Source organism: Streptomyces sp. NPDC096013, from assembly GCF_044763565.1.
In the GTDB taxonomy this organism is placed as follows: Bacteria; Actinomycetota; Actinomycetes; order Streptomycetales; family Streptomycetaceae; genus Streptomyces.
In genome coordinates, this window is record NZ_JBIWGK010000001.1 from 568,083 (window position 1) to 589,110 (window position 21,028).

Genomic DNA, 21,028 nt, shown 5'->3' on the forward strand with positions numbered 1-21,028 from the left:
CGTCCGCCCCGCCCGACGGAGGACCCTGCCATGACCGCGGAACCCCGATCCGTGCCGGAGACCTTCGCGTTCACCTGTGGTGACTGCGGCCACTGCTGGGAGGCCACCTTCCAGGTGATGTTCTTCACCGACCCGACCGACACCACCGGTCTGACCACGCAGGAGTACATCGACGAGGAGGGGAAGGCCCTCAGATCGCCCCTCTCCGACGCGATCTGCCCCCAGTGCGGCGGGCGCACGGTACATGTGCTGGAGGCCGGACTCGCCCAGCGGACCCACCGCGCGGAACACGAGCCGCAGCAGCCGCACGAGCACCGCCTGCACCTTCCGCATCTTCCGCACAGGTCCTCCGGTCCGCCGGAGGACGAGCCGCGCTGACGTGCCCCTGACCGAGCGTGACTCACCCGGACGGCCCCCTGCGCTGGAGGCCGGGCCGCCCCGATGGTGCGCTGTGGGGGACCCGCCGCTCCCCCTGGAGGCCCCGCCATGCACCGTCGCCCGCCCTCCCGACCCGCCCGTCTCCTCGCCTCGGCTCTGGCCGTGGGCGCGCTGCTGACCTGCGCGGCCTGTTCCGGCGAGAGCAAGGGCGACGGCGGTGGGCGGCGCGCCGACAGTGCCGCGGACGTCGCCGCCTCCCCGCTCGCCGCCGACTCCACGCTCGCCTCGCCCCGTGGCGGGAAGTCCGCGTCCCCACGGGCCGAGAAGTCCGCCGGCGTCCTCACCCCGGCCGGGGCCAAGGCCGCGCTGATCACCGAGGCCGACATCGAGGACAACTGGACGCAGGTCAAGGACGCCGCGTCCTGGGGCGACAAGCTGCTCATCGGGAAGGTAGACGTCGCCGCCCTCCTCACCGCGAAGACGAACGCCGCCGACTGCCAGAAGCTCCTCGACGCGCTCTACGACGACACGCTCCTCGGCAAGCCGTCCGGAGCGTCCGCGCTGACCGGGTTCGAGCAGAGCGAGTCCCGGCTGCTCTACCAGGTCGCCGCCTACGACCGGGCCGAGCTCGGCGCCTCCCTGAACTGGCTGAAGACGCTGCCGGTGAAGTGCGACCAGTTCACCGCGACCGACTCCAAGGGCGGCCACCGTACGGTCCAGGTCATCGAGGACCCGGTGCCCTCCGTGGGCGACGCCCGCCAGGGTCTCCAGGTCACCGTCACCGGCACGAGCGGCACCCAACCCGTCACGCTCACCCTTCAGTTGGCGGTAGTCCGGGTCGGCACCGACGCCATCACGGTGACGTCCGGCGGCCTCGGCGGCACGGAGACGGGCACGACCAAGGCCGCCGTGCAGCAGGGCACCGCGAACCTGAAGGACGTCCTGGCCGGGCGGACCCCGGCCGCCCAACCCGGCAATCTGGACTGACGGTCCGCGATTCCCGGAGAACATGTGCCCGATCGTCGCGAACCCCTGAACCAAGTGATCACCGGACGGCACAATGGAGTCGACGGCCGCACGGGCGACGAGGAGCGACGAGTGAGTGACAGCGACACCCCGGCAGAGGGACCGACCCGGCTCAACACCGGTGTGGCGCACAACGCGCGCGTCTGGAACTACTGGATCGGCGGCAAGGACAACTACGAGATCGACCAGCGGGTCGGCGAGCACGTCGCGGGACTCTTCCCGGTGATCCGTGAAGTGGCGCGCGCGGACCGGGACTTCCTCGGCCGGGCGGTGCGGTTCCTGACCGCCGAGCGCGGCGTACGGCAGTTCCTCGACATCGGCACCGGACTGCCGACGGTCGACAACACGCACGAGATAGCACAACGCGTCGCACCGGACGCGCGGATCGTCTACGTCGACAACGACCCGCTGGTGCTGATCCACGCCCGCACACTGCTGACGAGCACCCGCGAGGGTGTCACCGACTACATCGACGCGGACGTGCACGACCCGGAGTCGATCGTCCAACGGGCCGCGGGCACCCTGGACTTCGACCGTCCCGTCGCGGTGATGATGCTCGGCATCCTGAACTTCATCCTCGACACCGAGGACGCCCGGAACGTCGTACGCAAGGTCATGTCCGCCGTCCCCTCGGGCAGTTACCTCGTGCTGACGCACCCGACCTTCGACGCGGACCTCGGCGGCGAGGGGAACGTCCCGGCGATGGCGTTCTGGAACGAGAACGCCACTCCCCCGATCACCGCCCGCAGCCGCGCGGACGTCGCCGCCTTCTTCGAAGGCCTCGACCTCCTCGACCCGGGCCTCGTGCCGTGCTCGCGATGGCGCCCGGACTCCGGCTCCCCGGCCGTGGTACCGCAGTTCGGCGCGGTGGCCGTGAAACCCTGACCGGAGCCGCCGAGCGTGCGGGACGCGATCGTGGAGGACGCATGACCACTCTTGCCGACCCCCTGCCCGGCGGCCGTCCCGGCGAGGTCGACCGCGCCACCGCCCTGGCCGCCGAACTGACCGGGCGAGGGGTGCACGGGATCGTCCTGGCCTACGTCGACACGGCGGGCGTGGGCCGGGTGAAGACGGTCCCGACCGCGAAGCTCGCCTCGGCGGCGGCCTGGGGTGTCGGCATGTCCCCGGTGTTCGACACCTTCCTCGCCGACGACTCCATCGTCACCACCGATGTCCTCGGCTCCCCGGACGGCGACCTGCGCCTCTACCCCGACCTGGCCCAACTGGCCGTCCTCTCCGGCCAGCCCGGCTGGGCCTGGGCCCCGGTCGACCGCATCACCCAGGAGGGCGAGCGCCACCCCGGGTGCAGCCGCACCTTCCTGCGCCGCACGGTCGTCGACGCGGAGCGGCAGTACGGGCTCACCTTCCGGGCGGGCATCGAGATCGAGTGGTCGCTCGGCCTGGACCCGGCACCCGACGGCGCGTTCGTCCCCGCCACCACCGCTCCGGCCTACAGCGCCACCCGGCAGGTCGAACTGAGCGACTACGGCGCCGAGTTGCTGTCGGCGCTCGCGACCCAGGGCGTGGACGTGGAGCAGTTCCACCCCGAGTACGCGGCCGGGCAGTTCGAGCTGTCGGTGAGCGCGCTCGACCCGGTCGCGGCGGCCGACCGCAGTGTCCTCGTACGCCAGACCGTCCGCGCGATCTCCCAACGGCACGGCCTGCGCGCCTCGTTCAGCCCGGCCGTCCTCGCCCAGGGCGTCGGCAACGGCGGCCACATCCACCTCTCCGCCTGGCGCGACGGCGCGAACCTGCACGCCGGGGGCGACCGCCGCTACGGCATGACGGCCGACGCGGAGTCGTTCGCGGCCGGTGTCCTCGCCCACCTCCCGGCCCTCACCGCCGTCACCGCGCCGAGCCCGGCGAGCTACTTCCGGCTCCAACCCTCCCAGTGGGCGGGGGTGTTCACCGCCTGGGGCCGCGAGACCCGCGAGGCCGCGGTACGGATCGTCACCGGCACCGCGGGTCTGCGCGCCCAGTCGGCGAACCTGGAGGTGAAGCCGGTCGACCTGGCCGCCAACCCCTATCTCGCCCTCGGCTGCCTGATCGCCGCCGGCCTCGACGGCCTGACCACCGAGGCCGCCCTGCCCGAGGAGACCACCAAGGACCCCGCGCACCTGGGCGCGCCGGAGGCGGCGGCCCGTGGGGTACGACGGCTGCCGACCTCCCTCGCCGAGTCCGTCGCGGAGTTCCGCGAGGACGCGCGGCTGCGGGTCGCGCTCGGACCGGTCCTGGCCGACGCGGTGATCGCCGTACGACAGGGCGAGATCGCGGCCGTGGCGGAGCTGGACGACGAGCGGATCGCGGCGGCCTACCGCTGGAGGTACTGAGGATGGGCACGGGACCGGTCCACGAGGCGCTCGCCGCCCTGGAGTTGGTGGACCACCACTGCCACGGAGTCGTCACCGAGGCGCTGGACCGCACGGCCTTCGAGTCGCTGCTCACCGAGGGCGAGGTCCGGCCCGGCAGCGGGATCTCAGCGTTCGACACCCCGGTCGGGATCGCGGTACGCCGTCACTGCGCACCGCTGCTGGACCTGGCGCGGCACACCCCGGCCGACGCATACCTCGCCCGGCGCGGCGAGTTGGGCCCGCGCGAGGTCAACCGGCGTTTCCTGGCCGCCGCCGGCACCGGCGTCCTCTGCGTCGACACGGGCTTCGCACCGCACCGCGTCACGACGCCCGCCGAACTCGCCGAGGCGGCGGACGCGGTGGCCCATGAGGTCGTACGACTGGAGGCGGTCGCGGAGTCGGTGGCCGCGCGCGGGGTCGAGCCGGACGCGTACGCGGACGCGTTCCGGGCGGCCGTGCTGGACGCGGTGCGGCGGCCGGGGGTGGTGGCGGTGAAGTCGGTGGCCGCGTACCGGACGGGGTTCGGCCTCGACCCGGCCAGGCCGTCGGAGGCGCGGGTGACCTCGGCGGCGCGGGCGTGGCTGGCGCGCGGCGGGCGGCTGGAGGACCCGGTCCTGGTGCGGGAGTTGCTGTGGACCGCGGTGGATCTCGGCCTGCCCCTCCAGCTGCACACGGGTTTCGGCGACAACGACATCCGGCTGCACCGCGCGGACCCCACCCTGCTGACGGACTGGCTGCACGCGATCTCCGGTGCGATCCCGGTCCTGCTCCTGCACTGCTGGCCGTACCAGCGTCAGGCCGGCTACCTGACGGCCGTCTTCGAAAACGTGTACCTGGACGTGGGGCTCACCCTGCACCACGTCGGACCGGTCCGGGCGCGGGCGGTGCTGGCGGAGGCGTTGGAGATCACACCGTTCCGCAAACTGCTGTACAGCTCCGACGCCTATGGTCTGGCGGAGTTCTATGGGCTCGGCGCGCTGGCGTTCCGCCGGGGACTGGGGGATCTTCTCCAGGAACGGGTGGACGCCGACGAACTGGGTCTGCCCGACGCGCTTCGAATGGCACGCTGGGCGGGGGCCGACAATGCCCGCCGGGTCTACCGGCTATCCGACGGACACTGAAAGTATGATCAAGCAATGTCTGACATGACCGATACCACGCCCGGTTGGCTGTCCGCCGACGACCTCGAACAGGCACGCGCCCGCATGCCGATCCTCTATGTGGAGGCGGTGCCCGTCCGCGTCGACGACAGCGGTGAGGTGACCAGCATCGGCCTGCTGCTGCGCATCGGCCCGGACGGCACGGTGAACCGCACCCTGGTCTCCGGCCGCGTCCTGCACCACGAGCGGGTCCGTGACGCCCTCCTGCGGCATCTGGAGAAGGACCTCGGCCCGGTCGCGCTGCCGCGCATCCCGGCCTCGTTGCAGCCGTTCACCGTCGCCGAGTACTTCCCGACGCACGGTGTCACGCCGTACCACGACCCGCGCCAGCACGCGGTGTCCCTCGCCTACGTCGTGCCGGTCACCGGTGACTGCCGGCCCCGGCAGGACGCCCTCGACCTGGTGTGGTTCAGCCCGCAGGAGGCCGCCTCGGAGGCGCTGCGCAGCGAAATGCCGGGCGGGCACGGGGTGTTGCTCAAGCAGGCGCTGGCGCACGTGGGTTGTGTGTCCTGACCTGAACTCCGGTCCGGTCAGCACCACTTGGGCGAACACCGGGATCTGGCTCACACCGTGCGTGGACGGGGAGGCGGAGGAGTACAGCATCAGCGGCAGCGTGGCCGTGGGTCAGGCGGACTCCCCCGTGCCGCGCCGACTGGTGCCCGGCTGCGGACCAGATGGTGGCCCACCACGTCCTCCGGTCGGTCGAGGAACTCGGGCTCCGCCTCCACCGCGAGCAGCAGCGCGCCGTCGGTGGCGGTGAGCGTGGGAGGCGAGTTGTGTGGCGTAGCGCCGCGGTCGGTCGGTGGCGACGCGGGCCTCGGAACGGGACATGGACGACTCCTGGGTGACGGGGATGCGCGACCACTCGATGGTGCGGGAGAGTTGACCCGGCCACGTGGACGCGCCACGCGCCCTGTCCCGCAGCGTATGGATGCCGTGCCGGTCGTGCCGGCGTCCGTCCCGGCGTTCCCCTCAGGCCGAGCCGCGTTCGATGACCCGGCCGGGGGTCCGGATGATCCCTGCGGTGTCGAGGCCGAGCGCGGTCCGCGCGGCGGCCCGGCCGTGGCCCTCGGCGTCGATGTGGACGGTGCGATGCCCGAGGTGGTGGCGGTGGTGCCGACCGTGCTGTTGGCCGGCGATCCTGTCGAAGAGTTCGCCGCACCGCACTTGTTCAGGCGTACGGCCCCTCTGATACCTCCGCGACGTACTCGGCCGCCGCGTCCAGCAGCCAGTCCGTCAGGTACCCGGCGAAGGACGAGCGGACCAGTACCCAGAATCCGGCGCCGGGTTCGTCCCGGGCGACCAGGACGACCTGGGCGCGGGCCAGCATGGTCTGGGCGCAGCGGCCGGGGCCGAAGTTCCGTGGGTGCAGGTCCAGCGGGCAGCCGTGGGCCAGCAGGTCGCGGGCCCGGGTGCCGGAGACGAGGAGGGTGGTGCGCTGGGCCGAGACATCGGTGACGGCGACGTGCTCGTCACCGGCCGCCGCGCGCATCCGGTGTTCCAGGTCCCGCTGGGTGTCCGGCGCCCCCACCACGAGCCACTCGTCGGGACCGAGCCACAACGCGGTCAACTCCCCAGTCCGCACCACGGTGTTGGGCTCCAGGGGCAGCGACAGCCCGAGCGCGAGTCCTACGGCGTCCGCCGCCGGGCCCTTCGCGTCGAGACGGACGTTCACCTGGGCCAGGAAGGGGAGTTCGGCCAGCCGCACCGTGCCGCCGGAGGCGCGGGTCACGGCCGCGAGCCGGTCGGCGGCGCCCGCGAGGGGGCTGCGGCGCGGGATGGAAGGGGCGGTGTCAGCCATCGCGGCGGGCTCCCTCGGGGTCGTAGAGGACGGGGCTTGCGACGGTGACCGGGATCAACCGGTCGCCCACGGGGGCGTAGAGGCGTTCGCCGATGCGGTCGCGGCCGCCCTTGATCAGGGCGAGGGCGAAGGTGCGGCCGAGGGCGGCGCTGCGGTAGCTGGAGGTGACATGGCCGAGCATCGGGACGGGCGGGGCCGGGAGCACGCTGTCGGCGATGAGCTGGGTGCCCTCGGGCAGGAGAGCGGCGGGGTCCTCCGGGAGCAGGCCGACGAGGTGTTTGCGGTCGGGGCGTACGGCATCGGCGCGGGCGTGGGACCGTTTGCCGATGAAGTCGGGCTTCTTCTTCGACACCGCCCAACTCATGCCGAGATCCTGCGGAGTCACGGTGCCGTCGGTGTCCTGGCCGATGATCGGGTAGCCCTTCTCGGCGCGCAGGACGTGCATGGTCTCGGTGCCGTACGGGGTGATGCCGAAGGGGGCGCCCGCCTCGTACAGCGCCTCCCACAGGGCGAGGGCCTCCCAGGGCGACACATTGATCTCGTAGGCGAGTTCACCGGAGAAGCTGATCCGGCACACCCTGGCCTCGATGCCCGCGACGGTCGTGTCCCGCCACGCCATGAAGGGGAAGTCGTCGTTGCCCACGGCGAGTTGGGGCGCGAGCGAGCCGAGCACCTGACGGGAACGGGGGCCGACCAGGGCGACGGTGGCCCACTGTTCGGTCACCGAGGCGCAGTGGACGCGGAGTTCGGGCCACTCGGTCTGGTGCCACTCCTCCATCCAGTCGAGTACGGCGGCGGCGTTGCCCGTGGTCGTGGTGACCAGGTAACGGTCCGGGGCGAGCCGGATGGCCGTACCGTCGTCGAAGACCATGCCGTCCGGGCGGCACATGACGCCGTAGCGCACCATGCCCACCTTCAGGTTGCTCATCATGTTGGTGTAGAGCCGGTCCAGGAAGACGGGTGCGTCCGGGCCCTGTACGTCGATCTTGCCGAGGGTGGAGCCGTCCATGAAGGCGACGGACTCGCGGGCCGCCGCGCACTCGCGCAGGACGGCGGTCTCCCTGTCCTCGCCGTCGCGCGGGTAGTACCAAGGGCGCTTCCACTGACCGACGTTCTCGAACAGCGCGCCCTGCATGACGTGCCAGTCGTGCAGCGCGGTCGTACGGACCGGGTCGTGCAGCGCGCCACGGTCGCGGCCGGCGAGGGCGGCGAAGGAGACGGGTGTGTACGGCGGGCGGAATGTGGTCGTGCCGAGCGACGACACGTCCACGCCCAGGAGTTCGGCGACCACGCCGCTCGCCAGGACTCCTGATGTCTTGCCCTGGTCGTTGGCCGTGCCGGCCGTCGTGTAGCGCTTGGTGTGTTCGACCGAGTCGAGTCCCGCGCCGGTGGCGCGGCTCAAGTCGGCGACCGTGACGTCTCGTTGGAGGTCCACGAAGCGGGGGGCGTCGGTCGTGCCGGGGACGAGGAAGACCTGCATGGCGGGGGTGTGGGGTACCGCGGACACCTGGGGCAGGGAAGGCGTTCGGGCGGTGCAGCCCTCCGCCTCGATCGCTCGGGCGCCCGCCGCCGCGCCCTGCGCGAGGACTCCGGGCAGGTCCAGGACCCCGTTCGCGCTGCCCGCGACCTCGACCAGCTGGCGGCAGGTGTCGGGGACGAAGGAGCCGAGGGCGTCGTCGTAGCGGAGTCTGCCGCCCGCCTGGCTGAAGAGGTGGGCGACGGGGTTCCAGCCGCCGGAGACCAGGAGGAGGTCGGCGGTGAACCGCCGTGTCGTGCCGGTCGGTTCGCCGTACGGGGCGACCGTCACGGCGGTCAGGCGCGGGCTGCCCTCGGTGCCCGCGACCGCGTGTCCGGGCAGTACCTCTATGCCCGCCTCTCGGGCCCGGCTCGCCCACTCCACCGGCGCCGACGGGCGGGTGTCGACGATCGCCGCGATCCCCACACCTGCCGCCGCCAGGTCCAACGCGGCTGCGTACGCGCTGTCGTTGGTCGTGAAGACGACGGCGCTGCGGCCGGGGAGGACGCCGTAGCGGTGGAGGTACGCGCGGGCCGAGGCGGCGAGCATCACGCCGGGGCGGTCGTTGTCCGGGAAGGCAAGTGAGCGTTCGTGGGCGCCCGTTGCGAGGATCACCCGGCGGGCTCGGATGCGCCAGACGCGTTCGCGGGAGACGTGGGTGGGGGCTGTGGCGCCGAGGTGGTTGGTGCGGCGTTCCACGGCCAGGAGGTGGTTGTCGTCGTAGTGGCCGAAGACGGTGGTGCGGGGCAGGATGCGGACGTCGGGGGCCGCGGTGAGCCTTTCCTTCATCTCGCCTACCCAGTCCAGGAGTTCGGCCGTGTCCAGCAGGCTGCCGCCCGGCTCCGCGCGGTCGTCGGCGAGGATGACACGGGCTCCGGTGCCGGCCGCGGCGGACGCTGCCGCGAGGCCGGCCGGGCCCGCGCCTACGACCAGGAGGTCGCAGTGGGCGTGGACCGCGTCGTAGCGTGCCGGGTCAGGATCGGTGGCCAGGCGGCCCTGGCCGGGGAGGCTGGTGGCTGCCAGGCCGTCGTACAGCTCGACCGTGGTGGCGGGGAGCATCGGTTCGGGGAAGGGGGCTTCGATCTGGATGACGGCGTTCGGTTCTTCGACGCCTGCTGTGAAGATGCCTCGGGGGCGGCCGAGTTTGATGCTGGTGCCGGTGTGGATGACGCCGTTGGCGAGGAGGGCGGAGGCGAGGGTGTCGCCCTTGTAGCCCTGGTATTCGGTGCCGTCGAAGGTGAAGGTGAGGGGGGTGTCTCGGTGGATTCGGCCGTGGGTGGGGTGGCGGAACGGATGGCCCGCGGCAGAGCCGCTGATGGATGCAGCGCCCCCGCCGCCCCTACCCGTCCCGTCCTCCAGGGGCTCTGCCCCTTCGACCCCGCTCCCAGGGGGCTCCGCCCCCTGGCCTCCCGTCGGCCCCGAAAGGGCCTCGTCCTCAAGCGCCGGACAGGCTGATGTGGCAGGCCTCGGCTGAAGAGTGGACGCCGGACGGGCTGATATGGCGGGACTCGGCTGATGAGTGGACGGCGCCGAAGGATCGCCGACTGGTCGCCGCTCGCTCGGCGTTGGGTGCTTCTCCCCCGTCCGGTACACCGTCAGAATCTCGTTCGTCCCCGTGTCCCGGACCGCGTTGAACCACCGGCGGCAGCCCGCCGTGTGGGTCCAGCGTTCGGCGAACGGGCCCTTCGGGTTGGCGCGGAAGAAGAGGTAGCGGGCCCATTCCTCGTCGGTCAGTTCGGACGGGGTCTGCGGGTAGGCGACGTGGGCCTGGCCGCCGTAGTGGAACTCGGCTTCGTCGCGGGGCCCGCACCAGGGGCAGGGGATCAGCAGCATGGTTCGGGCTCCCTAGTGGGCCACCGCGGCGGCACCGTGCTCGTCGACGAGCGCGCCGGTGGTGAAACGGTCGAGCGAGAAGGGGGCGTTGAGGGGGTGAGGCGTGTCGTGGGCGATGGTGTGGGCGTAGACCCAGCCGACACCCGGGGTCGCCTTGAAACCGCCCGTTCCCCAGCCGCAGTTGAGGTACAGGTTGTCCACGGGGGTGAGGCCCACGATCGGGGAGGCGTCGGGGGTGACGTCGACGATGCCTCCCCAGGTGCGCAGGACGTGCGCGCGGGCGAAGACCGGGAACAGTTCCAGCGCCGCCGCCATCTGCTCCTCGATGATGTGGAACGCGCCGCGCTGCGTGTAGGAGTTGTACGAGTCGATGCCCGCGCCCATCACCAACTCGCCCTTGTGCGCCTGGCTCACGTACACATGGACCGCGTTGGACATGACCACCGTCGGGTGGACCGGCTCCAGCAGCTCCGACACCAGCGCCTGCAACGGGTGGCTCTGGAGCGGGAGTTGGATGCCCGCCAGCGCCGCCAGCACCGATGTGTGGCCCGCCGAGCAGAGCGCCACCTTGCCCGCCGCTATCGGGCCGCGGGTGGTCTGTACGCCGACCACCCTGCCGTCGGTGATGTCGAGGCCGGTGACCTCGCAGTTCTGGATGAGGTCGATGCCGGCCGCGTCGGCGGAGCGGGCCAGTCCCCATGCCACGTGGTCGTGTTTGGCGATGCCGGCGCGGGGTTGGTAGGTGGCTCCCATGACCGGATAGCGCACGTCCGGTGAGGTGTTGACGATCGGGCAGACCTCTTTCACCTGCCGTTCGTCGAGCCATTCCGCGTCCACGCCGTTGAGGCGGTTGGCCTCCACCCGGCGCACGCTGTCGCGGACGTCCTGGAGGCTGTGGGCGAGGTTGAGGACCCCGCGCTGGGAGAAGAGGATCGGGTAGTCCAGTTCCTCCTCCAGGCCCTCCCACAGCTTGAGCGCGTGCTCGTAGATGCCCGCGCTCTCGTCCCACAGGTAGTTGGAGCGGATGATCGTGGTGTTGCGGGCCATGTTGCCGCCCGCCAGCCACCCCTTCTCCAGCACCGCGACATTGGTGATGCCGTGGTTCTTCGCCAAGTAGTGGGCAGTCGCCAGTCCGTGGCCGCCGCCGCCCACGATCACCACGTCGTACGAGCGTTTCGGCTCGGGTGTACGCCAGAGCCGGTCGGGGTGTTCGGGGAGGTCTGCGCCCGGGGTGCGGGGGGTCATCGGGGGTCGCCCTCCTCGGACAGGTGCGGGTACAGCGGGTGCTTCGCCGCCAGTGCCTTCGTGCGGGCGTTCAACTCGGCCATGTCGGGGGCCGGTTGGAGGGCCAGTGCGATCACGTCGGCCACCTCCGCGAAGTCCTCCTCCGTGAAGCCTCGCGTGGCCAGCGCGGGGGTGCCGATACGCAGCCCGGACGTGACCATGGGCGGGCGTGGGTCGAAGGGCACGGCGTTGCGGTTGACGGTGATGCCGATCTCGTGGAGCAGGTCTTCCGCCTGCCTGCCGTCGAGTTCGGAGTCGCGCAGGTCCACCAGGACCAGGTGCACGTCCGTGCCGCCGGTGAGGACCTTCACGCCGGTGGCCGCCACGTCGGCTCGGGTGAGACGCTCCGCGAGGATGCGCGAGCCGGCCAGCGTGCGGGACTGGCGTTCCGCGAACTCCGGTGAGGCCGCGACCTTGAACGACACCGCCTTCGCGGCGATGACATGCTCCAGCGGGCCGCCCTGCATGCCGGGAAACACCGCCGAGTTGATCCTCTTGGCGAGGTCGGCCTCGTTGGTCAGAATGACGCCGCCGCGCGGGCCGCCGAGGGTCTTGTGTGTCGTGGTCGTCGTCACATGGGCGTGCGGGACGGGGTTGGGGTGCAGCCCGGCGGCGACGAGGCCGGCGAAGTGCGCCATGTCGACCATCAGGAGGGCGCCGACCTCGTCGGCGATCCTGCGGAAGGCCGCGAAGTCCAACTGCCGTGGATACGCCGACCATCCGGCGATGATCATCCGGGGGCGGTGTTCCTTGGCGAGGCGCTCGACCTCGTCCATGTCGACCAGGTTGTCGGTCTCGGAGACGTGGTACGGCACCACGTTCAGCATTCTGCCGCTGTAGTTGAGGCGCATGCCGTGGGTGAGGTGGCCGCCGTGGGCGAGATCGAGGCCGAGGATGGTGTCGCCGGGATTCAACAGGGCGAAGAAGACTGCCGTGTTGGCCTGGGCGCCCGAGTGCGGCTGGACGTTGGCGAAGCCCGCGCCGAAGAGGGACTTGATCCGCTCGATCGCCAACCGCTCGGTGACATCGACGTGTTCGCAGCCGCCGTAGTAGCGGCGGCCGGGGTAGCCCTCGGCGTACTTGTTGGTGAGGACCGAGCCCTGTGCCTCCAGTACGGCGGAGGGTGCGAAGTTCTCGGAGGCGATCATCTCCAACGTGGACTGCTGGCGGTGCAGTTCGGCGCGGAGGGCGGCGTGGACCTCGGGATCCAGTTCGGCCAGGGGGGTGTTGAGCGCGTTCATACGGCGTTCGCGTCCTTCCGGTCAGCCACGGAGACGGGACATCGTCGGGTCGAACAGCGGCTCCGCGGCGACGACCGCCTCGACGCGCCGGTCGAAGTAGCCGATGTGCAACGGGGTTCCTGGGGTGGCGAGTTCGGCCAGGAGCCAGGCGTAGGCGATGCCCTTGCCGATCGTGTAGCCGTAGGCGGCGCTGGTGACGTAGCCGACGGCGCGCTCGCCGTCGTAGACCGGTTCCTTGCCCATGACGACGGAGTGCGGGTCGTCGATGGTGAGGCAGGTCAACTGCCTCTGTACGGCGGTCTTTCGGCGTTCCAGTGCCGCCTTGCCGAGGAAGTCGCCCTTGTCTGGCTTGACGGCGAAGCCGACGCCGGCCTCGTAGGGGTCGTGCTCGTAGGTCATGTCGGTGCCGAAGGAGCGGTAGCCCTTCTCCAGGCGGAGGCTGTTGAAGGCGCCACGCCCGGCGATGATGCCGCCGAGGGGCCTGGCCGCCTGCCACAGGGTGTCCCAGAGTTTCTGGCCCTGGTCGGCGGTGGTGTACAGCTCCCAGCCGAGTTCGCCGACGTAGGAGAGGCGCATGGCTGTCACCGGGACCGTGCCGATGTAGGCGCTTTTCGCGCGGAAGTACTTGAGGCCCTCGTTCGTGAAGTCCTCGTCCGTCAGGGGCTGGAGGACCTTGCGGGCGAGCGGGCCCCACAGGCCGATGCAGCAGGTGCCGGGGGTGATGTCGCGGACCTGGACCGTTCCGTCGGCGGGCAGGTGGCGGGTGAGCCAGTCGAGGTCGAGGTTGCCGTTGGCGCCGACCTGGAAGCGGTCGCGGGCCAGACGGGCGACGGTGATGTCGCTGCGGATGCCGCCGTCCTCGTCCAGCAGCAGCGTGTACGTCACCGAGCCGACCGACTTGGCGACCTTGCCGGTGACCAGACCCTCCAGGAAGCCGGCGGCGCCGGGGCCCGTGACCTCCAGGCGCTTGAGGGCCGTCATGTCGTACATCGCGACGGTCTCGCGGGTGGCCTGTGCCTCGGCGCCGACGATGGGCGACCAGTACTGGGCGGCCCAGTCGTTCGGGGTGGGGATCGAACGGCCCTCAAGGAGCGTCGAGTTGGCCTCGTACCACTGGGGGCGTTCCCAGCCGTTGGCCTCCAGGAAGACCGCGCCGTGTTCCTGCTGGCGGGTGTGGAAGGGGCTGGTGCGGATCGGACGCGGGTCACCGGATGGCTGGAGGGGGTGGAGGATGTCGTAGACCTCGACGAAGTTCCGGCAGTCGCGGGCCAGGACGTATGCGGGGGCGAGCTGGTGCTGTTCGAAGCGGTTGACGTCGCACTCGTGGAGGTCGAACGAGGAGCAGTGTCCGTCGACCAGCCACTCGGCCATCGCGCGGCCGACGCCCGCCGAGTGCGTGACCCAGACGGCCTCGGCGACCCAGAAGCCCTTGACCTCCGAACTCTCCCCGAGGAGGGGGAAGTTGTCGGTGGTGAAGGAGAACAGGCCGTTGATGCCCTCCTCGATCTTGGCGTCCTTCGTCGTGGGGAGCAGGGACTGGGTCTCGGTCCAGGCGGGTGCGAAGTCGTCCTCGGTGAACTTCAGGACCGACGGCATGTCGTCGGTGTCGTCGACCGGGAGGATGTCGTCGGCGGAGATCGGCATGGGGCGGTGGCCGTAGTAGCCGATGCCGATGGCGTCGAAGCGGTCGCGGTAGTAGAGGTCGGCGTCCTGGTGGCGCAGGATCGGGCGGACGGCCTCCTCGGTCTGGCCGGCGAGGGCGGGTACGGGACCGGTCCAGGCGAGCTGGTGGCCGAGCGGGGTCAGCGGGAGATTCATGCCCGCCATGCGGGCGATCTTCGGGCCCCAGATGCCGGCGCAGCACACGACGATGTCGGCGGGGATCTCGCCCTGGTCGGTGAGGACGCCGGTGACGCGGCCGTCGGCCTGCTGGACGTCCAGGACTTCGTGGCGGGCGAGGAAGGTCACTCCGCGTTCGGTGGCCCGGCGGATCTGGGCCTCCACCGCGAGGACGGCCTTCGCGAGGCCGTCGGTGGGGACCAGGAGGCCGCCGAGGACGCGGTCGGGGTTCACCAGCGGGTGCTGTTCCACGCACTCTTCGGGGCTCAGCAGGCGGGCCTCGATGCCCCACGCGGTGATCCAGCCGTGGCGGCGGTGGAGTTCGGCGACACGCTCGGGGGTGGTGGCGATCTCCAGGCCGCCGACCTGGAGGAAGCAGGGCTTGCCGTCGACGTCGAGGGAGCAGAACTTCTCGACCGTGTAGCGGGCCAACTCGGTCATGGTCTTGGAGGAGTTGGTCTGGAAGACCAGCCCCGGCGCGTGCGAGGAGGAGCCGCCGGTGGCGGGCAGCGGGCCCTGGTCGACCACGGTCACTTCGGTCCAGCCTCGCGCGGAGATCTCGTCCGCGAGTGCCGCCCCCACGACGCCCGCTCCGATGATGACCACTCGGGGTCCCGCCATCGCCGCACCTCCGGCTAGAAAGCAATCCAGTTGCTGTCTGCGCAACATGCTTCAGGTTGCGCAACTCAATGTGCCCGGCGTGAGGAGCGGGTGTCAAGGGGTCCTCGACGTCGGGAAACAGCCCGGATCACCGGCCTGGACACGGCGGTGCGGGGCGGCACACGGCAATGCCCGGTGGGCGGTACGCATCTGCGCGCACCGCCCACCGGGCATGGTCGACCGGGGTTCCGCCAGGGCTACTTGAGCCAGGCGTCGACCTTGTCCTTGTTGGCGTCGACCCACTTCTTCGCCGCCGCGTCGTCGGACAGCTTGTCCTGCGCTATGTACTTGGCGACGGTGTTCTGGTCCTCGTTGGTCCAGCTGAAGTTCTTCACCAGGTTGTAGGCGGGGCTGCCCGACTTGGCGAACTTCGCGCTGACGATCTTGTCGAGGTCGTAGACGGGATAGTCGCAGGCGATCTTCGCCGCGTCGGCGTCGCAGCCGGTCGTGTACTTGGGCAGGGAGACCTTCTTCAGCGGGACCTCGGAGAGGAACCACTGCGGCTCGTAGAAGTAGCCGATGACCCACTGCTTGTTCTTCTCGGCGGTGCGGAACGCCTGGATGAGCGCGGTCTCGCTGCCCGCGTACACCACCTTGAAGTCGAGGTTCAGGTTCTTCACCAGCGCGGCGTCGTTGGTGACGTAGGACGGGTCCCCGTCCAGGAGTTGGCCCTTGCCGCCCGATTCGGAGGTCTTGAACTTGGATGCGTACTTGTTCAGGTTCTTGTAGGTGAGGATGTCGGGGTGGGCCTTGGCGAGCCACGGCGGCACGTACCAGCCGATGATGCCCTTGTTGCCGGTCTGGCCGGCCTCGACGGCGGTCTTCTGGCCGGTGATGTACTTCTTCTTGAGGTCGTCGTGGCCCCAGTTCTCCAGGACGGCGTCGACCTCGCCGGTACCGAAGCCCTGCCAGGCGATCTCTTCCTTCAGGTCCTTCTTGTCGACCGTGCAGCCGAGCTGGTGCTGTGCGACGTACGCGACGACGGCCGCGTCCGCCTCGTAGCCCACCCAGGGGTTGACCGCGAGGTTGAAGGTGCCGCACTTGCCCGAGCTCTTGCCGCTCGTGCCGGACGAGGTGTCGCCGACCTTCGCCCCGCCGCAGGCGGTGAGGGTGAGGCCGAGAACGGCCAGTCCGGCCGCGCCGGTTCGCCAGTGTCTTGCCATGGTGTCGTGCTCCTTTAAGCGCGGGTTCGGCGCGCGGCCGCCTGAGTGATCCGGTCGAACATGACTCCGAGCAGGACGATGGCGAGCCCCGCCGCCAGTCCCTTGCCGTACAGCTCGCCCTGCGAGAATCCGGCCACGACGTCGTAGCCGAGGGCGCCGGCTCCCACCAGGCCGCCCACAACAACCATCGACAGCACGTAGATCAGGCCCTGGTTGGTGGCGAGGGTCAAGGCGCTGCGTGCCATCGGGAGTTGAACCTTGGTGATGATCTGCCAGGTGTTGCACCCGGCCGCGGTGGCCGCCTCGACGGTGGTCTCGGGCACGGCCCGCACCCCGTCGGCGGTGATCTTGATGGCGACCGGTACGGCGTACACGACGGCGGCGACGATCGCGGTGAAGCGGGTCGCGCCGAACAGGGCGAGGAAGGGCACGAGATAGACGAACGGCGGCATGACCTGCGCCGCGTCCAGCGTGGGCCGCAGCAGCCGGTCCACCATCGCGCTGCGCCCCATCCACACCCCGAACGCGATGCCGAGCACCATCACCAGCACCGTCGCCACGACCGTCGAGGCGAGCGTCGTCATGGCGTCCGACCACACGCCGGTTCCCACAAGCAGGCCCACGCACACGGCAGTTGTGATCCCGGAGCGCCAGCCCCCGACCACGACACCGATGCCGACGAGGGCCGCGCCGACGAGCCACCACGGGGAGTCGGTGAGCAGCGACTGGAACGGGTTGAGCAGTCCGTTGGTGATCGCGTCACGGAACGCGTTGGTGATCCCCGACAGGTTGTCCTGCGCCCACGTCGTCACGCTGTCCGCCGCGTCGGCGATATGGGTGCCGGTGGTGCCGTCGCCGGGGAACTGCGCCGCCCAGAGGTAGGTGTGCGACAGATAGACGAGGACCACGACGGCCACGGCGCCCGAACCGAGCAGCGGGCGGCGCCACTTGAGGAAGCGCCCGCTGGAGTTCCGGGCCTGTTCCGCACGGGTGCTGGACGCGGTGGTGACCCGGTCGAGGACGATCGCCATGACGACGATGGCGAGGCCCGCGTTGAAGGCCGTACCGACGTCGAGGGATTGCAGTGCCTGCATGACGGTCTTGCCGAGGCCGGGCGCGTCGATCAGGGCCGCGATGGTGACCATGGCGAGGGCGGCCATGATGGTCTGGTTGACACCCATCACCACGGTCCGTTTGGCCATCGGCAACAGCACCTTGAGCAGCGACTGCCAGCGCGTCGACCCCATGGAGTCGGCCGCTTCCACGGTGGTCTCGGGTACGGAGCGGATGCCGTGCGCGGTGATGCGGATCGCGGGCGGGGCGGCGTAGATCACCGTGGCGATCACGGCGGAGGCCGGGCCGATGAGGAAGATCAGGGTGAGCGGGGCGAGGTAGACGAAGGTCGGCATCGTCTGCATGAAGTCCAGGAAGGGCGTGACGATCCGGTTGAACCGGTCGGACAGCCCCGCCCACACCCCGAGCGGGATCGCGAACAGCAGCGCGACGAGGACCGCGGAGAGGGTGAGCGCCAGGGTGTCCATGCTCTCCTGCCACAGCCCCTGAAGCCCGAAGAAGGCGAAGCCGGCCATGGCGAGGAGCGCGACGCGCCAGTTGCCGACGGCCCAGGAGACGAAGCCGGCGATGCCGACGACCCCGAGCCAGCCGATCTGCGGCACCGGCCGGTCGCCGCTCGGCTGGGAGATCAGGTCCTGGACGAAGGTCACCAGGTTGTCGATGACCAGCCGGATCTCGTTGAAGAAGTAGAGGAAGAGCGGGTTGGAGTTGCGGTTGGCGCCGACCGAGTCGTTGAGGTCGTTGAACCACCTGTGCAGCCCGGTGAGATCGGCCGCCGCCAGGGTCAGCGTCTGCTTTCCGCGCAGCACGGCGAACAGCACCAGCCACACGACGACGATCGCGGCCACCAGCATCGGCCGGCCGACCCTGCGCCGTACGCCCTTCACCTCCGGCGCGGGGTCCGCGACCTGCTGCGCGGGCTCCGGTTTCTCCACGGCGACGGTCATCACGCGTCGCCTTCCCGCCCGGCGACGACCGCGAGGATCTCCTCGTCGCCGACGATGCCGAGCAGCTTGCCGTTCTCGACGACCTTGACGGGCCTGTCCGCCGCCAGTACCGCGCGGGTGGCCTCGCGTACGACGACGTCGGGGCCCAACTCGGGCCCGTCCAGGGCGTCTTCGTCCACGGCGGGGCGCATGATCCAGCGCAGGGTGAGGACGTCACCGCGCGGCACGTCCTTCACGAACTCGCGGACGTAGTCGTCGGCGGGGGCGCCGACCAGTTCGTCCCCGGTCCCGCACTGCACCATCTTGCCGTCGCGCATGATGAGGATGCGGTCGCCCAGCTTGAGGGCCTCGGACAGGTCGTGGGTGATGAACACCATGGTCTTGCCGACCTCGTGGTGCAGCCGGATGACCTCGTTCTGCATGTCACGGCGGATCAGCGGGTCGAGCGCGGAGAACGGTTCGTCGAAGAGGAGGACGTCCGGGTCACCGGCCAACGCCCGTGCCAGGCCGACGCGTTGCTGCATGCCGCCGGAGAGCTGGTCGGGGTAGGAGTTCTCGTAGCCGGAGAGTCCCACCAACTCGACGACTTCCAGGGCCCGTTTGCTGCGCTCGGCCTTGCTCATGCCGCGGATCTCCAGGCCGAACGACACGTTGTCGACGACCCGGCGGTGCGGCAGCAGCCCGAAGTGCTGGAAGACCATGGAGAACTTGCGGCGCCGCAGCTCGCGCAGCCGCTTGGCGTCCGCGTCCCGGATGTCCTCGCCCTCGAAGACGATCTCCCCCGCGGTGGGTTCGATCAGCCGGGTCAGACATCGCACCAGGGTGGACTTCCCGGAGCCGGACAGGCCCATGACGACGAAGACCTCGCCGGGCGAGACCTCGAAGTTCACATCGCGTACGGCGGCGGTGCAGCCGGTGCGGTCCATCAGCTCACGGCGGGTGAGCCCGCACAACTCCTCGGAACCGGGTACCTGTTCCGCCTTCGGCCCGAACACCTTCCACAGCTTGCGCACGGATATGACCGGGGTGGGGCCCGAGTCCTGGGGCGTGCCGCGCCGCTGCGGCACCTCGGTCTGTGCTGGGGTCACGATCGACCTCTTTTCGGCGTTCAGCCGCGGAACCAGTGCTGCGGCCTGGGTTGGATGTTCTGCCAGATGTGCTTGGGCTCTCGGTACTCGTCCAGGCCGGTCGGTCCCAACTCCCGGCCCACGCCCGAGTGTCCGAAGCCACCCCATTCCGCTTGCGGCACATAGGGGTGGTAGTCGTTGATCCACACCGTGCCGTGCCGCAGCCGCCGCGCGACCCGCTGGGCCCTGCCCGCGTCCTGGGTCCAGACGGCGCCGGCGAGCCCGTACTCGGTGTCGTTGGCGATGCGTACCGCGTCGTCCTCGTCGGTGAAGCGCTCGACGGTCAGCACGGGTCCGAAGGACTCCTCGTGCACCACGCGCATGTCCTGCGTGCAGGCGTCGAGGACGGTCGGTGGGTAGAAGTACCCGTCGGCGAGGGCGGGTTCGTCCGGCCGTTCACCACCGCACCGCAGTACGGCGCCCTCGGCGATGCCCGCGGCGACGTACGCCTCGACCTTCTCCAGGTGGCGCGCGGAGATCAGCGCCCCGGTCTCGGCCTCGGGGTCGAAGGGGCCGCCGAGCCTGATCCGCCGTGCACGCCGGACCACTTCGTCCACGAACCGGTCGTGCAGCGAGTCCTCGACGATCAACCGGGCTCCGGCGGAACACACTTGACCCGAGTGCAGGAAGACGGCCGTGAGCGCGAAGTCCACGGCCGTCTCGAAGTCGGCGTCCGCGAAGACCACGTTGGGGTTCTTGCCACCCAGTTCCAGCGCCACCTTCTTCACGGTCGCGGCGGCGGTGGCCATGATGTGCTTGCCGGTCTCGAGACCGCCGGTGAAGGAGACCATGTCGACGGCGGGATGCTCGGAGAGCGGGGCCCCCGCCTCGGGCCCGGCACCGAGCACGAGATTGGCGGCCCCGGCGGGCAGCCCGGCCTCCTCCAGCGCGCGCATCAGCAGGATGGACGTGGACGGTGTCAGCTCACTCGGCTTGAGGACGATGGTGTTCCCCGCGAGAAGCGCCGGAGCGACCTTCCAACTGGCCTGCAACAGAGGGTAGTTCCAGGGCGTGATGAGCCCGCAGACCCCAACGGGCTCGTAGACGACGCGACTTACGGCGTCGTCGCGCCCGGTGTCGATGACGCGTCCGGCGTCGGTGCCACCGATCCCGCCGTAGTAGCGGAAGCAGGCGACGACGTCGGCGATGTCGTACTCGCTCTCCACCAGTCGCTTGCCGGTGTCCGACGACTCGGCGCGGGCGAACTCCTTGGCGTCACGCTCGATGAGATCGGCGGTCCGCAGCAGCAGCGCGCCGCGCTCCCGCTCGGGGGTGTGCGGCCAGGGCCCTTCGTCGAAGGCGCGGCGGGCCGCGGCGATCGCGGCCTCGGTGTCGGGACGCGTTCCCTCGGACACGGTCGCGGTGAGCGTGCCGTCGGCGGGACAGCGGATGTCACGGCGACCGCCGGCCACCGCGTCGCGCCATTCTCCGTCCACATACAGGTCTGCCACGTGTGGAGCCCTTCGAGCGAATTCCGTTGCGCATTGTGCACCGTATTGCTTGTGGTGGAACACCCTGGCGAATGTGCAGACATACGTCAAGGGGTTGGCGGATGACGATTTCGCCATGCGGCCCCTTGCCCGGCCGCCTCTTGACCGCGAGCGGCGTCCGGCCCAACCATGTTGCGT

Annotated in this window: 16 protein-coding genes; 6 read left to right on the forward strand and 10 right to left on the reverse strand. The window is 70.6% G+C overall.

The window, feature by feature from the left end; all coding sequences use genetic code 11:
- Positions 1 to 30: 30 nt before the first annotated feature.
- The 6 genes from ACIRB1_RS02565 to ACIRB1_RS02590 all read left to right on the forward strand — a co-directional run bounded on the left by ACIRB1_RS02565 (position 31) and on the right by ACIRB1_RS02590 (position 5,428).
- Positions 31 to 378, forward strand: coding sequence for a hypothetical protein (locus ACIRB1_RS02565; protein ID WP_403464304.1), 348 nt, complete (start codon positions 31 to 33; stop codon positions 376 to 378).
- A gap of 108 nt (positions 379 to 486) precedes the next feature.
- Positions 487 to 1,365: a hypothetical protein gene (locus ACIRB1_RS02570; protein WP_403464305.1), complete on the forward strand. Its 879-nt coding sequence runs from the start codon at positions 487 to 489 to the stop codon at positions 1,363 to 1,365.
- Between the two features lie 111 nt (positions 1,366 to 1,476).
- Complete coding sequence (locus ACIRB1_RS02575) at positions 1,477 to 2,289, forward strand: SAM-dependent methyltransferase (protein WP_352181153.1); 813 nt, start codon at positions 1,477 to 1,479, stop codon at positions 2,287 to 2,289.
- Positions 2,290 to 2,330: 41 nt separating this feature from the next.
- The gene (locus ACIRB1_RS02580; RefSeq protein ID WP_403464306.1) at positions 2,331 to 3,734 is read left to right on the forward strand and encodes a glutamine synthetase family protein; all 1,404 of its coding nucleotides are present in this window, start codon (positions 2,331 to 2,333) and stop codon (positions 3,732 to 3,734) included.
- A gap of 2 nt (positions 3,735 to 3,736) precedes the next feature.
- Positions 3,737 to 4,876: an amidohydrolase family protein gene (locus ACIRB1_RS02585; RefSeq protein ID WP_352181151.1), complete on the forward strand. Its 1,140-nt coding sequence runs from the start codon at positions 3,737 to 3,739 to the stop codon at positions 4,874 to 4,876.
- 15 nt (positions 4,877 to 4,891) lie between these two features.
- Positions 4,892 to 5,428, forward strand: a complete 537-nt coding sequence (locus tag ACIRB1_RS02590) for an NUDIX hydrolase family protein (protein ID WP_352181150.1) — start codon at positions 4,892 to 4,894, stop codon at positions 5,426 to 5,428.
- A gap of 459 nt (positions 5,429 to 5,887) precedes the next feature.
- Here the strand turns inward: ACIRB1_RS02590 and ACIRB1_RS02595 are convergent, their stop codons facing one another.
- The 10 genes from ACIRB1_RS02595 to ACIRB1_RS02640 form a co-directional block, all read right to left on the reverse strand.
- Positions 5,888 to 6,082, reverse strand: coding sequence for a hypothetical protein (locus ACIRB1_RS02595; RefSeq protein ID WP_403464307.1), 195 nt, complete (start codon positions 6,080 to 6,082; stop codon positions 5,888 to 5,890).
- A 4-nt stretch (positions 6,083 to 6,086) separates the two neighbouring features.
- The gene (locus ACIRB1_RS02600) at positions 6,087 to 6,716 is read right to left on the reverse strand and encodes a sarcosine oxidase subunit gamma (protein WP_403464308.1); all 630 of its coding nucleotides are present in this window, start codon (positions 6,714 to 6,716) and stop codon (positions 6,087 to 6,089) included.
- Entirely contained in the window at positions 6,709 to 10,065 is a 3,357-nt protein-coding gene (locus tag ACIRB1_RS02605) for a sarcosine oxidase subunit delta family protein (RefSeq protein WP_403464309.1), read from the reverse strand. The genes ACIRB1_RS02600 and ACIRB1_RS02605 overlap by 8 nt, the downstream gene beginning before the upstream one ends.
- Positions 10,066 to 10,077: 12 nt before the next feature.
- Positions 10,078 to 11,310, reverse strand: coding sequence for a sarcosine oxidase subunit beta family protein (locus tag ACIRB1_RS02610; RefSeq protein ID WP_403464310.1), 1,233 nt, complete (start codon positions 11,308 to 11,310; stop codon positions 10,078 to 10,080).
- Positions 11,307 to 12,590 (reverse strand): serine hydroxymethyltransferase, encoded by a 1,284-nt coding sequence (glyA, locus tag ACIRB1_RS02615; protein ID WP_403464311.1) that lies wholly within the window; start codon positions 12,588 to 12,590, stop codon positions 11,307 to 11,309. The genes ACIRB1_RS02610 and glyA overlap by 4 nt, the downstream gene beginning before the upstream one ends.
- Positions 12,591 to 12,611: 21 nt before the next feature.
- Positions 12,612 to 15,050: an FAD-dependent oxidoreductase gene (locus tag ACIRB1_RS02620; protein WP_403464312.1), complete on the reverse strand. Its 2,439-nt coding sequence runs from the start codon at positions 15,048 to 15,050 to the stop codon at positions 12,612 to 12,614.
- A gap of 236 nt (positions 15,051 to 15,286) precedes the next feature.
- Positions 15,287 to 16,252, reverse strand: coding sequence for an ABC transporter substrate-binding protein (locus tag ACIRB1_RS02625; protein WP_352181143.1), 966 nt, complete (start codon positions 16,250 to 16,252; stop codon positions 15,287 to 15,289).
- Between the two features lie 14 nt (positions 16,253 to 16,266).
- On the reverse strand, positions 16,267 to 18,273 hold the full coding sequence (locus ACIRB1_RS02630; protein ID WP_403464313.1) for an ABC transporter permease: 2,007 nt from the start codon (positions 18,271 to 18,273) through the stop codon (positions 16,267 to 16,269).
- Complete coding sequence (locus ACIRB1_RS02635; protein WP_329551731.1) at positions 18,273 to 19,361, reverse strand: glycine betaine/L-proline ABC transporter ATP-binding protein; 1,089 nt, start codon at positions 19,359 to 19,361, stop codon at positions 18,273 to 18,275. The genes ACIRB1_RS02630 and ACIRB1_RS02635 overlap by 1 nt, the downstream gene beginning before the upstream one ends.
- 20 nt (positions 19,362 to 19,381) lie before the next feature.
- Positions 19,382 to 20,851: an aldehyde dehydrogenase family protein gene (locus ACIRB1_RS02640; RefSeq protein WP_403464314.1), complete on the reverse strand. Its 1,470-nt coding sequence runs from the start codon at positions 20,849 to 20,851 to the stop codon at positions 19,382 to 19,384.
- Positions 20,852 to 21,028 lie beyond the last annotated feature (177 nt).

Excerpts from the sequence above, each read along its gene's own strand:
- ACIRB1_RS02565 (WP_403464304.1), top strand. The coding sequence starts at position 31 with ATGACCGCGGAACCCCGATCCGTGCCGGAGACCTTCGCGTTCACCTGT.
- ACIRB1_RS02570 (WP_403464305.1), top strand. The coding sequence starts at position 487 with ATGCACCGTCGCCCGCCCTCCCGACCCGCCCGTCTCCTCGCCTCGGCT.
- ACIRB1_RS02580 (WP_403464306.1), top strand. The coding sequence starts at position 2,331 with ATGACCACTCTTGCCGACCCCCTGCCCGGCGGCCGTCCCGGCGAGGTC.
- ACIRB1_RS02585 (WP_352181151.1), top strand. The coding sequence starts at position 3,737 with ATGGGCACGGGACCGGTCCACGAGGCGCTCGCCGCCCTGGAGTTGGTG.
- ACIRB1_RS02590 (WP_352181150.1), top strand. The coding sequence starts at position 4,892 with ATGTCTGACATGACCGATACCACGCCCGGTTGGCTGTCCGCCGACGAC.
- ACIRB1_RS02600 (WP_403464308.1), bottom strand. The coding sequence starts at position 6,716 with ATGGCTGACACCGCCCCTTCCATCCCGCGCCGCAGCCCCCTCGCGGGC.
- ACIRB1_RS02605 (WP_403464309.1), bottom strand. The coding sequence starts at position 10,065 with ATGCTGCTGATCCCCTGCCCCTGGTGCGGGCCCCGCGACGAAGCCGAG.
- ACIRB1_RS02610 (WP_403464310.1), bottom strand. The coding sequence starts at position 11,310 with ATGACCCCCCGCACCCCGGGCGCAGACCTCCCCGAACACCCCGACCGG.
- glyA (WP_403464311.1), bottom strand. The coding sequence starts at position 12,590 with ATGAACGCGCTCAACACCCCCCTGGCCGAACTGGATCCCGAGGTCCAC.
- ACIRB1_RS02620 (WP_403464312.1), bottom strand. The coding sequence starts at position 15,050 with ATGGCGGGACCCCGAGTGGTCATCATCGGAGCGGGCGTCGTGGGGGCG.
- ACIRB1_RS02625 (WP_352181143.1), bottom strand. The coding sequence starts at position 16,252 with ATGGCAAGACACTGGCGAACCGGCGCGGCCGGACTGGCCGTTCTCGGC.
- ACIRB1_RS02630 (WP_403464313.1), bottom strand. The coding sequence starts at position 18,273 with ATGACCGTCGCCGTGGAGAAACCGGAGCCCGCGCAGCAGGTCGCGGAC.